Genomic DNA, 16,133 nt, shown 5'->3' with positions numbered 1-16,133 from the left:
GGCTATGATACGGATTTTTGTTACACACCTCACGCAAAATTATCCTAATCCCCACTATTTTGCCTAAAATAATTATCGGTATCACGGAAATGCAGTTTCAAATCCACATAATAACGGTAGTTTATTTAAAGAGAGGTTATAGGATGAAACAGAGTCATAAAATATTACTGGCGACAGCGCTCTCATTGGCAAGTACATCCGTTTTTGCACTACCAAATATTACCGTATTAGCCACCGGAGGAACGATAGCAGGAGGTGGTGAATCAGCAACATCTTCAAGCTACCAAGCCGGAAAGGTCGGTATTGATGCACTCATCAATGCAGTGCCTGAAATCAAAAAAATAGCGAATCTTAATGGCGAGCAAGTGGTCAATATTGGCTCCCAAGATATGAATGACCAAGTCTGGTTAACGTTAGCGAAAAAAATCAACCAAGAGTGTGATAAAACAGATGGATTTGTGATCACTCATGGTACAGACACGTTAGAAGAAACTGCCTTTTTCCTCGATTTAACAACATCATGTCAAAAACCTATTGTATTGGTTGGCGCAATGAGACCATCGACTGCACTGGGGGCTGATGGCCCTCTCAACCTATATAATGCGGTGGTGGTAGCGACGGATAAATCAGCGGGGGATCGCGGTGTCTTAATGGCAATGAATGATAAAGTGATCCAAGGGCGTGATGTCGTTAAGATGAACACAACCGAAGTGCAAGCGTTTGAGGCAGTAAATGCAGGCCCACAAGGTTTTATCCATGATGGCAAAGTGACTTTTTATAAACCAGCAGAGCCTAGAGATAATAAAGCAGCCTTTGATGTCAGTAAATTAGACAAATTACCTCAAGTTGGCATTGTCTATAACTATGCTAATGCCTCTGCTGCCCCAGTGAAAGCGTTACGTGATGAGGGAGTTGAGGGAATAGTGAGTGCGGGGGTTGGGAATGGCAACATGTATAAAACGGTTTTTGATGCATTGGCCACTGCCGCTAAAGAGGATGTGGTTGTCGTTCGTGCCAGCCGTGTACCAACAGGCTACACCACTCGTAATGCTGAAGTGGATGATAACTTATATGGCTTTGTAGCTTCAGAGCGCTTAAACCCGCAAAAAGCACGTGTTTTACTTCAATTAGCCTTGACTGAAACCAAAGATCCTAAACGTATTCAGGCACTTTTTGAAAAATACTAACCCACACTAAAATTAGCGAATAGGGGGAATGACCCTCTATTCGCAGCTTTTCGCAGATAAATCCACCCTATTGGCGACAATATTAGCGGTAATTAGCGCAAAGCAAGGTACTAAGGAAAAGAGTATAAAGAGCCATATTGATGCCGATTGTGCACCTTCAATCCCTCCAGGTGAAGAAAGCCCTGCAAGGTTAGCGATCATACCTGCCAAAGAGGCACCAAAAGCAGTGGAAAATAGCTGTAAGGTCGTAATTGCCGACGACGCTTTTTGAGATTCACTTCCAGCCGAGACTTGCAATACTCGCGTGAGCAAATGTGGCCATGCTGCACCAATACTTGCGCCAGTGATAAATAGACCAATACAAATAATCCATACCTGAAATGCTTCAATAGCAATAATTTTTGTTATGAACAATGCAAGAGTGGTTAGGCCTACCAGTGTGAATAGTGGAGCGAAACGAATAATTCGCACGGCAACCGTCGGCTTTAGTGATGAGGAAGCAATGGCGGCACTTGACCAACCCGCACCGACTAGGGCCGCTAAATAGCCTGATAACAAGGGAGCCACACCATGCAATATCTGTAAAAAATAGGGAACAAAAACCTCTGTTTGTACACTTAGACCCAACAATGCCATCGTGAGGTAAATAGGCGCTAATTGTGCAGAAAAGCGAAATGTTCCCGAAGGAAAAAGCGTATTATGACCACGACGCTCAATAACCATTAATCGAGCACACAGTAAAACGGCAATAAACATCCCTCCAATAGGGATAAATTTGTCTTGACTCAAACTGCCTAGAGAGATGGCGAGCACGGCGCAAGAAAGCAGTAAAAGGGCCTGTAATGGAATCGGCTGTTGAGGGCAGTTTTCATGGGGATTTTTTGCCGGCAAAATCCGCCAAGTCAGCCATAAATAAGGGATACCGACTACGACCAGACACCAAAATGCTCCTCGCCATATATCGTACTCTGCAAATACGCCACCCAGTGCTGGCCCTAGTAATGTTGCCATTCCCCACATACTCGACATCATCGCTAACACTCTCGACCATAAATGTTGAGGAAATACAATGTGTACCATTGAGTAAGATAAGGTGAGTAAAATCCCGCCACCAGCCCCTTGGATCACTCTGCCAAGGAGCATCACTGGCATTGAGGGGGTGATAGCGCAGATAACGGATCCTACAAGAAAAATCAACGTCGCCAGCCCATAACTTTTTTTGGGGCCAAAATAATTGAGGATCCGTGAGGTAAGGGCGGACAAAATAATCGAAGACAGAATAAACAGTGTGGTATTCCAAGCATAGAAATTAATGCCGCCAATATCCCGTACAACGGAAGGTAATGTGGTAATGGTGATATAAACATTAATCGCATGGAGGCAAATCCCCCCCGATAAGGCAAGTGTTAAACAGAGATTCTTACCGGTGAGTAGTTTACGCCAACCTTCCTGCTGACTTTTCTCTATATTCACGTGTGACGGATCCCTCTTATTTCTCTTATTGAATCGCCTTATTTTCCCTCACTAAAATCATTCACTTGATCTGTTTATGAGTGAAAAACTATTCATCAACTAAAGCAGTTATGAATCAACTTAGCAAGTTTGAATGAAACGATTACATTCAAATGTAGTTATTTTTTATGTTGAAATAAGTCCAAAATGCCCATTCTGTCCATAGTGTTTTGCCTGCATTTTATCCTAAATTCAGGATATTAATTCGAGAAACACCATAAACTCGAATAATTAGTACTGTAAATGAATAGAAAAATTAATGTGTCTTGGCTCATATTTTAGGAATAAATATATTTTTAGTCTTGATAATTCGCGTTGCGAAAAATAGGCTAAGTAGGTACTCGTATTTTGTTTATCAAAACTAATCATTACTTAATGGGCGGCTACTGAAATTTATCACTGAAAAATAATATAAAAAACTGAGGAAACATCGAATGGTTAATAAAAATGTCAATCGTGGCAGGGGAATACTCGTGCTTAAAATAGGAATAGCACTCCTTCCTATTAGTTATCAACCAATAAGTTTTTCTGAGCAATTTTTAGATGATTCAACCCTTAAAGGCGGTTTGTATTATTGGCAACGTGACCGTTCGAGGAAAGAGTTAAATCCAGAAAGCGATAAATATAAGAAATATGTCGACAACCTTAAACATTCAACCGTGAATGCCAGCCTTGATTATTCTTCAGGTTATTTTCAGGATGTCATCGGTTTAGATTTAGCCGCATTTACAGCCATAGAATTATCCAATAGTGGCCCAGCGGCGCCTAATGAAATTGGTTTTAGTGATGCAAAAACGCGTTGGGATGAAAAATGGACCGGTGATCGAAGTGGTGTCAGCGTTTATAAAGCAGCGGCTAAAATGCAATATGGTCCGTTTTGGGGCAGAGGCGGTTATATCCAACCAACAGGACAAACACTATTAGCTTCTCACTGGAGCTATATGCCCGGAACTTATCGGGGTTTCGAAATCGGTGGGGTATTTGATTTCGCACAACAAGGGGCCTTGAGTCTGTCATATATGTGGACAGACCGTTATAAAGCGCCTTGGTATCGCGATATGTATAACTTCCGTGAAGCGGATGGCCAAACAGGGATCAGTTATTTGCAATCCCTTGGTTTTAAATATGATTTTAAAAATAACCTTGTTTTAGAGGCGGCTTATGGGCAAGCAAAAGGCTATATGGACCAGTACTTTGCTAAGGCCTCTTATGCTGTTCCTGTGGCTACCCGTGACCTGCGGATGTCTTATCAATTTTATGGAGCAAAAGATAAGGTAACCAATGGTGGCATTAATGATGTTTACGATGGACTGGCGTTCTTGCAAGCCGTGACGTTTGGCTATACCTATGATCAGTTTGATTTTCGATTAGAAGGCACTTATGTGAAGGCAAAGGGGAATCAGGGCTATTTTTTACAGCGTATGACCCCGGGGTATGCGACATCAAATGGGCGATTAGATATTTGGTGGGATGGGCGCTCCGATTATAACGCGAATAATGAAAAAGCGCTCTTTGCGGGGGTGATGTACGATTTAGCTAAATGGGATCTTGCTGGTTGGAAAGTAGGAACATCATATATTTATGGATGGGATGCTAAACCCAGCACGAATACACAATATGCTCAAGATGTAAAATTAAAAGAAACGGCTTGGAACGTTGATATTTTATATACCGTTCAGACAGGTAAGGCGAAAGATACCTTATTTAAATTACATTTTACTAAATATGACAACCATACAGATATTCCAAGCTATGGTGGTGGGTTCGGCAATATATTTCAAGATGAAAAAGATATTAAGTTTATGGTCATGATGCCATTTACTATTTTTTAATAGCGCGGTCACTGCTATTAAAAAATAAAATAGCAGTGGTTGATTTTGAATTTAATATTGAGGTCACAATGAAAAAGAATTATTTAAGTCCTTTAGCATTATTCATATCAGCAACACTTTTTTCTACCGCAGTAAATGCTGAACAATCATCGGCTCAAGTCGTCGATGCATTAAGTGATATAGATGTGAAAATAAATGTGCTTGATAACCAAGCTGGTGAGCATGGTACTCACTGTGCTGCACTGGGTGCCGATTGGGCTGCATGTAACCGTGTCGATATTACCTTAACAAATGGCGATACTGCGATTGAATCCAACGATTGGGCGCTTTATTTTCATAGTATTAGACAGATTCTAAAACAAGATAACCCGCAATTTAAGATCACACATATTACAGGCGACCTTCATAAAATTACACCAACAGAGCAATTTAAAGGGATTAAAGCCCACGAAAAAGTGGTATTACCGCTAACGGGAGAATATTGGCAGGTTAGTTATTCAGACTTTATGCCTAGGTGGTACGCGACATCGGGAGATGCATCCCCACGCAACCTTAAGAGCACTGATACTCAAGATCCAACAACCTTTGTTACCCCCTTTGAACTGAAAAATTGGAAACGAACCGACGCCGATAACAATCTATTAATGACACCAGAAAACCGCTATCAAAAAAACTTAGCGATGAAACCGTTATCTGAGCAGCAATTGCGAGGGCAAATCTTACCTACTCCATTTGATATCAGTTTGCAGTCAGAGGATGTTGATCTGAGTAAAGGCGTTAAATTACAACTAAATGGGCTAACGAAAGGTGAGTTAGCTGTTATTGAACAACACTTACAACTGAGCAAGCTAAAACAAAATAGTCACGGGTTCCCCATTGAAGGAAAAATCGCACCTAAGCAATTTTCTACTGAAGATCAAGTGAGTGGTGCTTACAAATTAGTGATCACACCGCAACGAGCCGAAATTATTGGTTATGACCGTATAGGGTTATTTTATGGTGTAGGTTCATTATTGTCAGCGGTAACTGAAAGTGACACACCGAAAGTGGCAACAATGGTCGTGAATGATAAACCACGTATGGAATATCGTGGGGTCTTTTTAGACGTTGGACGAAATTTCCACAGTAAACAGGTGGTGATGCGATTAATTGACCAGATGTCACGCTATAAATTAAATAAATTCCATTTTCATTTAACCGATGATGAAGGCTGGCGGATAGAGATCCCCGGTTTACCTGAATTAACGGAAGTGGGAAGTCAGCGTTGCCATGATTTAACTGAGCAAAAATGTTTATTGCCGCAACTCGGGTCGGGGGCTGACAATAATAATATGGGGAGCGGCTATTTCACGCGTGATGACTATATTGAAATTTTACGTTATGCCAAAGATCGCAACATTGAGGTGATCCCTGAAATTGATATGCCAGCCCATGCACGTGCAGCCGTTGTTGCTATGGAGGCGCGTTATAATAAGTTAAGCGCGGCGGGCGATGAACAAGGGGCAAATGAGTACCGCTTAGTTGACCCATCAGATACTTCAATAACCACATCGGTACAGTTTTATGATAAGCGTAGTTATTTAAACCCTTGCTTAGATTCATCACAGAACTTTGTCAATAAAGTCGTCAGTGAAGTGATGCAGATGCACGATGAAGCAGGTGTTCCACTGAAAACATGGCATTTTGGTGGTGATGAGGCGAAAAATATTCGCTTAGGTGCAGGCTTCCAAGATAAACGCGGCCCTATTGAGCCGGGCAAAGGTATTATTGATAAACAGCGCGAAGATAAGCCATGGGCAAAATCGAAAGCATGTCAGGCTTTAATTCAGCAAGGGGATGTCAGCGATTTTGACCATCTTTCCAGCCATTTTGCTAAACAGGTGAGTAAAAGTTTGCAACAAAAAGGCGTTACAACAATGCAAGCATGGCAGGATGGTTTAAAAGACGCTTCGAGTGCGAAAGATTTCGCCACTGACAATGTTCGCGTTAATTTCTGGGATACTCTCTATTGGGGAGGCTTTGACTCGGCAAATGATTGGGCAAACAAAGGCTACCAAGTGGTTATCTCCAACCCAGACTATGTCTATTTTGATATGCCTTATGAAGTTAACCCAAGTGAAAGTGGTTACTACTGGGCAACACGCGCGAGTGATGAACAAAAAGTCTTTGCTTTTGCCCCGAATAACCTCCCTCAAAATGCTGAAACCTCAGTGGATAGAGATGGGAATCCTTTCAGTGCGAAAAGCGACAAGCCTTGGCCGGGCGTATATGGTCTTTCAGGGCAATTGTGGAGTGAAGCCGTCAGAACGGATGATAAGGTCGAATACATGTTATTCCCTCGCATTTTGCCGCTGGCAGAAAGAGCGTGGCATAAGGCGCAATGGGAAAATGATTATCAATCAGGGCGTGAATATATTGGTGGTAAAACCCAATATGTTTCACAGCAAAAATTAGCAGATGATTGGAACCGTTTTGCGACTATCGTAGGGCAAAAAGAGCTTCGCCGCTTAGATAGAGCCGGAGTTGCCTACCGTATCCCTGTTCCTGGTGCAAAAATTGAAAACGGTGTGCTACTGGCGAATATCAGTTACCCTAGCTTAATTATCGAGTATGCATTGGCAGATAGCGATAACTGGCAGGTTTATTCGGCGGATAACCCACCCAAAGTCAATGGGAACGTCAAAATAAGAGCGAAAAGTCCAGATGGGGCGAGGGCGAGTCGTGTAGAAATCGTGACTCAAAAATAACGGGTATGTGGTGAGGGAGCGAATGAAGAGGCTCCCTCACGGTTTTATCGTCACCATACAATAATCACGTTCTATTACCCGCCGAGCTTGGGTATCAGAACCCTATCAACCATACGACTTAATCTTTACTCAGCTGACAAAGGATTGAAGGGGACTCGTTAGGTTCTTGAAAGATCTCAAAACAGGATAAGTAAGGCATTAATATGAAGTGGGGAAGGCTAGAGCCCAGTGAGTACTGGACTCAAATCCCACAGCCTTTTTAAAAACTATCTATAGTCAGTTAAAGGCAAAGATTTACGGTAATTACTCTTTTGGATCGTGTGCATCCGCATTTTCACGGCAATCGCCATCAGCACAGTGACCATAAAGATACAAACTGTGGTTAGATAGTTTAATACCGTGGCGTGCAGCGATATTGGTCTGGCGCTCTTCGATGGATTTGTCAGAGAACTCGATGACTTTTCCACAGTCTAGGCAGATTAAGTGGTCATGATGGTGCTGTTGAGTCAGCTCAAAAACGGATTTACCGCCTTCAAAGTTATGACGTGTCACGATACCTGCATCATCAAACTGGTTTAATACGCGGTAAACTGTAGCCAGACCGATCTCTTCGCCCATATCAATCAGCTTTTTGTAGAGATCTTCCGCACTGACGTGATGGCACTCAGGCTCCTGAAGTACTTCCAATATTTTTAATCTTGGAAGAGTGACTTTGAGTCCAGCATTCTTCAATGCTTTATTGTTGTCTGTCATGCGGGTTTGTCCTGTATCTTAAATCATAAATTTAACAATAATGAGACGTTTTTAACATAAATTCAGTTGTCTTCTAAACTGATTTACAATTATAGGCATGGAAATAAAAAATAGAAACCATGCTTTGTCGCATTATTATAATAGTATTAATAAGCCTATTTCTAATTAGTCGATTAGCCTAAAATTTCAGACAAAGACATCTCTTCTGAAATTTGCTGTACCCATGCATCAACACGTTCTTCGGTGAGTTCCGGCTGGCGATCTTCATCAATAGCAAGGCCGATAAAGTGGTTATCATCCGCCATTCCTTTAGATGCTTCAAAATGGTAGCCATCAGTTGGCCAATGACCGACGATCACTGCACCGCGTGGCTCGATAATATCGCGAATGGTTCCCATCGCATCACAGAAGTACTCCGCATAGTCTTCTTGGTCGCCACAGCCGAATAAAGCAACAAGTTTACCTTCAAAGTCAATTTCTTCGAGTGTTGGGAAGAAGTCATCCCAATCACATTGGGCTTCACCATAGTACCAAGTTGGGATACCGAGAAGCAGAATATCGAATGCTTCAATATCTTCTTTACTGCACTTTGCAATATCATGAACTTCCGCGTTCTCGTTGCCTAATCTCTTTTGGATCATCTTGGCAATATTTTCTGTATTACCAGTGTCACTACCGAAGAAAATGCCTATGACTGCCATAAAGTGAATAACCTCTTGTTTTTCCAATCTGGTTTACTAAAGCCAGATAGGGCTAAATTTGAACTAAAGTACCTAGAATTTTGACCCTATTTTGGCGAAAAAGCGTGAATAAATCTGTCGAATTTGTGTGGTTTATGAAGACGAAACTATTGACCAGAAGGCTCATAGACTAGCGCTAGCTGTGACATTAACATCTCTTCTATCAACTCACTACGGCTCATGTTTTTTTCATTCGCCAATTGATTCAATATCGTGACAGCATCTTCATTAAGTTTTAATTCAACGCGGCGTAGTCCTTTGACCTTATCACGCTTAAGTTGATTACGTTTGTTGATTCTTAATTGTTCATCCCGCGACAGCGGACTTGTTTTAGGTCGCCCAGGCCTGCGTTCCTCAGCGAACAAATCAAGGGTGGTGCGATCAGTTTGTTCTTTTGCCATATATTTTTACTGCTAAAGGGCGTATACCAATAATCCAGCGCGCAATAATACCCTAGCTGACTCCCTTGTACCATAGCGCATGTCGAGCGAAAGTTATTGATAGTAAAAAAAAGAGCTGTTTGTTGGAAAAAGCACCAGCCGAGCGCATGCTGGTGCTTTGACGGTACTATTATTGAGTTTGCTGCCGCCATAAATGTGCATATAACCCATTTTGCTGAAGCAAATTTTGATGGTTATCCATTTCAGCCACCTTACCGTCGCAAATTACACAAATGCGATCCGCATGCATGATAGTATTCAAACGGTGCGCAATACTGATCACTGTCCGTCCTTGTGTGATTAAAGGCATATTCGCCATGATGGCGGCTTCGGACTCGTAGTCTAATGCCGAGGTAGCTTCATCCAAAATCAAAATATCCGGTTTTGTCAGTAACGCTCTAGCGAGTGCGATGCGCTGGCGCTGCCCTCCCGAAAGATTCAGTCCACGCTCTGACAGAGGGGAGTTAAACTGCTCAGGAAGTGACATAATAAAGTCATAGGCGCCTGCAAGTTTAGCCGCTTCCACAACGTCATCATGATTGGCTTGTGGTTTACTCAAACGAATGTTTTCTTCAATAGTACCGACAAACAACATACTTTCTTGAAGTACGACACTCATACGGCGACGCAGAGCAACCGTATCGCTAACCGCAAGATCCATCCCATCGACAATCACTTGACCATGTTGTGGAATATATAACCGTTGCAGTAGTTTCGTTAAGGTACTTTTTCCAGAGCCTGAAGGCCCAGTAATACCGATAAACTCTCCCGCTTTAACGGATAATGAAAGATGGCTCAGCACTTCTGGGGCTTCGGGTTGATAACGAAAACGAATATTTTGGAACTCAATACGGCCTTGAATAGATGCCGAACTGACAATGCCTTTTCGTTCATTTTCAATAGGCTCATCCAAAATATCCCCCACACGGCGAAGAGAGATAATGGTATGCTGAAAATCTTGCCATATTTGCGCTAATCGAAGTACAGGTTGAGTGACATGAGCGCTTAACATATTGTAGGCAACCAATTCACCGGGGGTGATCCCCCCATTCATCACCTCTTTGACACCCACCCAAAGCAACAGCGCTGTGGTAATTTTACTGACGAGAGCCATTAGCTGTGAGGCGACCTCACTACGCAAGGTGACTTTAAAACCTTGAATAAGTTGTTTACTGAGTAACTTTTGCCAGCGACGATAAAAATAGGTTTCAGTTGCTGTCGTTTTAATCGTTTCAATCCCTGTGACAGCCTCTGTTAAGAAGGTTAGCCCATTTTCATCGGCTTGATAGGACTTCTCTGTTTGTTGCCGAATAATGGGGCCGAGTATCATCCATAAAATAAAAAAGATGACCAAAGAGCCAATGAGAAGCCATGACATAATGGCGCTATAGGTAAACAAAATGGCAATAAAAAGGCTAACAAAGAGTAAATCGATAAATAGCATCAAGGTAGAGCCAGTTAAAAACTGGCGGATATGGGCCATTTCACGAATTCGAGCGATAATTTTTCCTGTAGGGCGCCGCTTAAAATAGCCCAATGGTAGTGCCATTAGGTGCCGATAGAGTTTTCCTGATAATTCAGCGCCAATTTGTGTACTGGTATGGCTAAAAATTTTATTCCGAAGAAAACTATAAAGCGGCTCTGCAAAGGCAATACTAATAATGCCTATTGCCAAGACATGAAGGCTATTTAAACTACGTCCAACAAGTACCTTATCAATGACATTTTGAAATAATAATGGGCTAACTAAGGCAAAAAGTTGCACGACAGCTGCAAGGATAAAAACATTCTTTAATTGGGCGCGCTGACGTAATATTGAAGGGATAAACCAGCCAATACCAAACTTTCTTTTTTGCTCGGCTTCAAATTGTTCTTTGATTAATAACACGGCAAAGCGGCTATTTACCTCTGTATTATGTTCATGCCACAGACAAAGCTCACCTTGTGTGGGGTGAATTAACACTAACGCCCCCTCATGATTGTTTGCCAGCACCCACCAAACATCGTGAATACGAATTAGTGCAGGAAGGGGAAGGTTAGCGATTTGCCGTTTGTCTAAATCATCAAGCTCACTTTCATAGCCTATAATGTGGGCACATTCTCTAAGCTCCCAGTCGGTCGGTGAATCAGAGCTCATGCCAATAGCATGCATTAATTGGTCTTTAGTGACATTTTTTTGATAATGGTTTGCCACCCACACTAAAGCCTCTAAACCATAATTTGTTTCAGTCGCAGTCATGGATTATTTTTCCCTCATGGCGGTGGTGGTATATTCTTGAATAGGGCTAAGTAAATAATCGATGACGCGACGTTTTTCGGTTTTAATTTCGGCAGTGACCGATAAACCGGGGGTTAATTCGATGTGATTGCCTTCAACCAATAGGCTTTTTTTCTTTAAACCTATTTGTCCTAAAAAAACCAAACCTAATTGCTCGTCTTGGGTGCTATCTCTAGAAATCGAAATGACTTCACCATCGATAGTGCCATAGCGTGTGTAGGGGAAAGCATCTATTTTGACCGTTGCTAATTGGCCTTCACGAATAAATCCAATGTCTTTATTGAGAATTTTGACTTCGGCTAATTGCACGTCATTATTGGGAACAACCACCATCAATTGTTGAGCTGGCTGTAATACGGCACCTAAAGTATAGGTCGCGAGTTGTTGTACTGTACCATCTACAGGGGAACGAATAATTTTTAACTGCTCTCTTTCTTGGTTTTTTAGTAATTCCTGCTCCGCTGAAACTAATTTAAATTCAGCTTGACGATATTTTTCATACCACTCTTGGGTTTTCTGTGTCTGTAGTCGGTGACGTTTTTCATGTAGTGCGGAATGTTGACTATTGAGGATCGCTAGCTCGGATAATTTTGAGGTTTTCTCTTTTTTCGCCATTAACAGTTCACGCTCTTGCTCCAAAAACTCTTTTTGGCTAATCAGTTGCTGATTATTTAATACCCGATGGGCATCAAGGCGTTTTTGTATATTGATGATCAAAGTATTAACGTCTTTTAATTCACGCTCTCTTGCCGAATAATGAGTTCTATTCAATGTTATTTCATTATCAATCTCATTGAGTAACGCATCATATTCATTTTTTAAGCTTTGATAGCTTTCTAAAAGGCGTTGCTGCTCTGTAGGTAATAATTTAGCAAACTCCGGAGTGAGCTCAGGGGAGATTTGATTTAATAACGCATGATGTACCCATTTTTCAATTTGTTGAAAATGAATTTGATAATTAAGATTATGAATATCTTGATTGATCCCTAAGACATTAACACTTAATAATGGGTCGCCTTGTTTGACGTGTTGTCCATCAGCCACATAAATATGTTGTAAGCGGCTAAGCTCAAAGGCTTGAATAACTTGTGTTCGCCCGGAAACGACCAATCGGCCTTGTGTCGTCGCTTGAATATCTAATTTACCGATATATGACCAAATAATCGCAAATAAAATGCCAATACTGATAATGATGGCCGTTGTTAAGGCTAGGTAAGACGGCGGGCTTTTTAATAGTGCTAAATGTGACGGTAAAAAATGGTTATACCGTGTCGTTGCTGCTGTTTGTTTCATAACTAACATCCGTGTCATTATTTAAAAGATTGCTGTAACGCCCATAAATGTTGATAAAACTGGCCTTGCTCAAGTAATTGTTGATGGCTTCCTTGTTCAACAATTTTGCCTTGTTGCATCACGATAATACGTTGGTGATGACGAATAGTAGAAAGGCGATGAGCAATCGTAATTACCGTTCTGCCCTGAGCAATAAGCTGCATATTTTTTTGAATAATAGCTTGAGACTCATCATCTAATGCGCTGGTGGCTTCGTCAAAAATAATAATTTTAGGGTCGGCGAGCAGTGTACGTGCAATAGCAATTCTTTGGCGTTGTCCCCCAGACAGTGATGCGCCTCCTTCGGATAATATGGTGTCATAACCCATCGGTAATTTTAAGATAAAATCATGGGCCCCCGCCATTTTGGCCGCATGTATGACTTCATCCATTGACGCATTGGGATAAGTTTGCGCAATATTATCGAAAACGGTTTGGTTAAAAAGAAAGTTCTCTTGTAATACGATACCAATTTGCCTTCTGAGCGAATGAATATTCATCGATGAAAGAGGAGTGCCATCTAATAGGATCGTTCCTTTCTCAGGGGTATATAATCGGAGTAATAAACGTGCAAGAGTACTTTTCCCTGAGCCAGATGTACCAACAATGCCTAATGTTTCACCAGCCTGAATCGATAAATTAAAATTATCGAGAATATAAGGCATGTCAGGTTGATAGCGAAAAGAGATATTACGCAAATGGATATGGCCTTTTAAGGTATTATTATCCGCTTGTTTTGTTTGCTCTGTCGGCAAATTGATAATTTGCGCTAATTTTTCGATGGCAACTTTGGTTCTAATATAATCCCCCCAGAGCTTAACCAACTTAACAAGAGGCTGGCTTGCATGATTGACCATCATATGAAATGCAATAAATTGACCAATAGTAAGCTGTAAGGCTAAGACTTCAGAGGCACCAATCCACAAAATAACGGCGCTGGTTAATTTCTCAATCACCATCACAATATGTTCAGAGCGGGAGTTGATTTGGCCTGCCGCAAATGTCGTATGACTCATATCAGAAGTTTGCTGATCCCAGCGGCGAGTAAAATTGGGCTCTATTGAGAGGCTTTTGGCTGTTTCAATACCATTAATACTTTCGGTTAAAAATGAGGTGTTGATGGCAATATTTGCAAATTGCTTATGGGCCGCGGCCTCAATTTTAGGCGTCAGCCACCAAGCAACTAATAAATAGAAAGGAATTGAGCATAAAAAAACCAACATTAAGGTTGAGGATAATAGGCTCATGACATAAAGAAAAACAAATAAAAAGAGCACATCAACACAGAGTGTAAAAAAACTTCCTGTCAAAAATTCGCGAATAGTCTCTAGCTCTTTAACGCGTGTAACGATTGCACCAATTTGCCGAGTTTTAAAAAACGAAAGGGGCAGATGTAGTAAATGATTGACCAACTTTAACCCTAAAGTCATATCGATACGGTTAACGGTATGGTTATAAACATACTCACGCAGCCCTTTAAGCGTCACTTCAAGGATGGCGGCAATAATAAGACCAAAGATCAGCAGATCCAATGTCATCATACTATTATGCACTAACACTTTATCCATAATGACTTGGATAATAATTGGTGTCACTAATGCGAGTATTTGCAAAATAAATGAAAATAATAAAACGCTAGCGATAATATATTTATATTTCAAAAATTCTGTTTTAAACCAAGTAATATCAAATTGGCTTTGTTTGGTTTTAACCTGTAGCCATTTACCACTCCACATTTGGATAAACTTATCCATACTCCATAATTCTGGAGGATGGTTACCAAATCGCTGAATAAGAACTTGCTCATGATTAAAATTAGCTAATAGATAAGCTACGTTATCATTATCATAAATAATAGAAGGAGAATCTATCTTACTAATGTTTTTATTGGTTTGATTTTTATATTTACACTTTATATTAAGCTTGTTTTGAAGCGCTTTTAATGTATCACGGAAACTTTCTTTCTCTGCGGTGATGGTATTAAACTCGTTTTGACTAATATCACTTGTTAACTTAATGATGATGCCAATAAAGTAGAGTGTTGACTGAGTATTTTCACTTTCCATTTTTTCTGTGAATATTCCTTTGGGTTATTGCTTGTCATATAGGATGGTTGATATTTATTGCTGATAAAATAATGTTAGCAATAATAGATGAAATAGCATGGATAGTTTTCACAGAGATAATACAGAAATAATAGTTATCAGTGTATTGAAGTTTGTCTTATATATTATTGGTTCTTATTTGGTTTATAATGAAGGGTTATATATTCCCTTCATTATAAATAAAGCTTGAATTTATTGGTATTCGGGCAAGTCTAAGAAACGGTGTATGGCTCTAAGTACATGATCTGGTTTCTCTGCATGAACCCAATGCCCTGCATCCGCGACGACCCATGCTTTCGCATTTGGGAACTGTGCGGCAATCTCTTCTCTATATTCGGCTTGCACATAAGGGGAGTTACCTCCGGGGATTAATAGAACAGGTTTATCCCAAGCCGGAACGGTTTCCCAGCCAATAATAGACTCATAGTTTTCTTTGATGGCAGGCAGGTTAAATTTCCACTCGCCTTGGCGGAATGATTTGAGTAAAAACTGAATGACACTCTCTTCATCAAGGTATTCGCGCATGACAACCGTCGCGTCTTGGCGGCTTTTGACGCCAGCGAGGGTCACCGCTTCGAGAGCCGCAATAATGGTATCGTGGCGGCGAACTTGATAAGCGACAGGCGCCATATCAATAGCCACAACTTTTTCTACGAAATGAGGGGCAATTTCGGTTGCTGCCATCGCAATTTTCCCGCCCATGGAGTGACCAATCAAAATGGCGTTTTCATATCCAAGGGATTGTAAGAGTGTCATGACATCTTGTGCCATTTGGCGATATTCCATTGTCGTGGCACGGAATGAGTCGCCATGGTTTCTGACATCAATTTGGATGGTGACAAAATATTTTTGTAAATCGCGGGCTAATACACCGAGATTATTGAGATCACCAAATAATCCGTGGATCAGCACGACAGGGGTAGACGATACCGGAGTTTCAGGTTTATGAATAGTATGGTTTAGCAGGTTTGTCATAGTTCATTTTCAGCTTATTTATCTTCTTTAACGATATGATGGCATGTACATTAGCAAAATCCAAACGGGTCGATTAATTATTCAATGCTATCAATAAAAGAATAAATGGAATATTAAGGTCTCATTCTTCTCATTATTGTATTTTTTTCTGATTAAACATAAAACCACCAATCAGATGATAACTTACTGAAATATCGTTGAACTTAGTGTGCTGTTTACTTTAAGTTATTGA

The 16,133-nt window shown here is 40.9% G+C and carries 11 protein-coding genes; 3 read left to right on the top strand and 8 right to left on the bottom strand.

The window, feature by feature from the left end; all coding sequences use genetic code 11:
• Positions 1–143: 143 nt before the first annotated feature.
• Positions 144–1,187: an L-asparaginase 2 gene (ansB, locus tag PR675_RS00805; protein WP_014657840.1), complete on the top strand. Its 1,044-nt coding sequence runs from the start codon at positions 144–146 to the stop codon at positions 1,185–1,187.
• A 36-nt stretch (positions 1,188–1,223) separates the two neighbouring features.
• Here the strand turns inward: ansB and PR675_RS00800 are convergent, their stop codons facing one another.
• A complete protein-coding gene (locus PR675_RS00800; RefSeq protein ID WP_272582651.1) occupies positions 1,224–2,660 on the bottom strand; it encodes an MFS transporter in 1,437 nt (478 codons plus the stop codon).
• Positions 2,661–3,133: 473 nt separating this feature from the next.
• Here PR675_RS00800 and chiP point away from each other — a divergent pair, with 473 nt between their 5' ends.
• Together chiP and PR675_RS00790 are read left to right on the top strand one after the other, a co-directional pair.
• The gene (gene chiP, locus PR675_RS00795; RefSeq protein WP_004918116.1) at positions 3,134–4,531 is read left to right on the top strand and encodes a chitoporin ChiP; all 1,398 of its coding nucleotides are present in this window, start codon (positions 3,134–3,136) and stop codon (positions 4,529–4,531) included.
• A 68-nt stretch (positions 4,532–4,599) separates the two neighbouring features.
• Positions 4,600–7,278, top strand: coding sequence for a beta-N-acetylhexosaminidase (locus PR675_RS00790; RefSeq protein WP_040132958.1), 2,679 nt, complete (start codon positions 4,600–4,602; stop codon positions 7,276–7,278).
• 303 nt (positions 7,279–7,581) lie between these two features.
• Here the strand turns inward: PR675_RS00790 and fur are convergent, their stop codons facing one another.
• The 7 genes from fur to ybfF form a co-directional block, all read right to left on the bottom strand.
• Complete coding sequence (fur, locus tag PR675_RS00785) at positions 7,582–8,031, bottom strand: ferric iron uptake transcriptional regulator (RefSeq protein ID WP_004918120.1); 450 nt, start codon at positions 8,029–8,031, stop codon at positions 7,582–7,584.
• 173 nt (positions 8,032–8,204) lie between these two features.
• Entirely contained in the window at positions 8,205–8,732 is a 528-nt protein-coding gene (fldA, locus tag PR675_RS00780) for a flavodoxin FldA (protein WP_014657842.1), read from the bottom strand.
• Positions 8,733–8,878: 146 nt separating this feature from the next.
• Positions 8,879–9,172 carry a LexA regulated protein gene (ybfE, locus tag PR675_RS00775; protein WP_004918124.1) on the bottom strand — a complete coding sequence of 98 codons (294 nt, stop codon included), beginning with the start codon at positions 9,170–9,172 and terminating at the stop codon, positions 8,879–8,881.
• A 169-nt stretch (positions 9,173–9,341) separates the two neighbouring features.
• Positions 9,342–11,450, bottom strand: coding sequence for a type I secretion system permease/ATPase (locus tag PR675_RS00770; RefSeq protein WP_060560696.1), 2,109 nt, complete (start codon positions 11,448–11,450; stop codon positions 9,342–9,344).
• 3 nt (positions 11,451–11,453) lie between these two features.
• Positions 11,454–12,782: an HlyD family type I secretion periplasmic adaptor subunit gene (locus PR675_RS00765; RefSeq protein WP_040132960.1), complete on the bottom strand. Its 1,329-nt coding sequence runs from the start codon at positions 12,780–12,782 to the stop codon at positions 11,454–11,456.
• A gap of 17 nt (positions 12,783–12,799) precedes the next feature.
• Entirely contained in the window at positions 12,800–14,887 is a 2,088-nt protein-coding gene (locus tag PR675_RS00760) for a peptidase domain-containing ABC transporter (protein WP_060560697.1), read from the bottom strand.
• A gap of 231 nt (positions 14,888–15,118) precedes the next feature.
• Positions 15,119–15,901, bottom strand: a complete 783-nt coding sequence (gene ybfF / locus PR675_RS00755; RefSeq protein WP_060560698.1) for an esterase — start codon at positions 15,899–15,901, stop codon at positions 15,119–15,121.
• Positions 15,902–16,133: the final 232 nt, after the last annotated feature.

This window comes from Providencia sp. PROV261, assembly GCF_028477945.1.
Lineage (GTDB): Bacteria > Pseudomonadota > Gammaproteobacteria > Enterobacterales > Enterobacteriaceae > Providencia > Providencia stuartii.
This window is presented reverse-complemented; position numbering and strand designations above follow the sequence as displayed.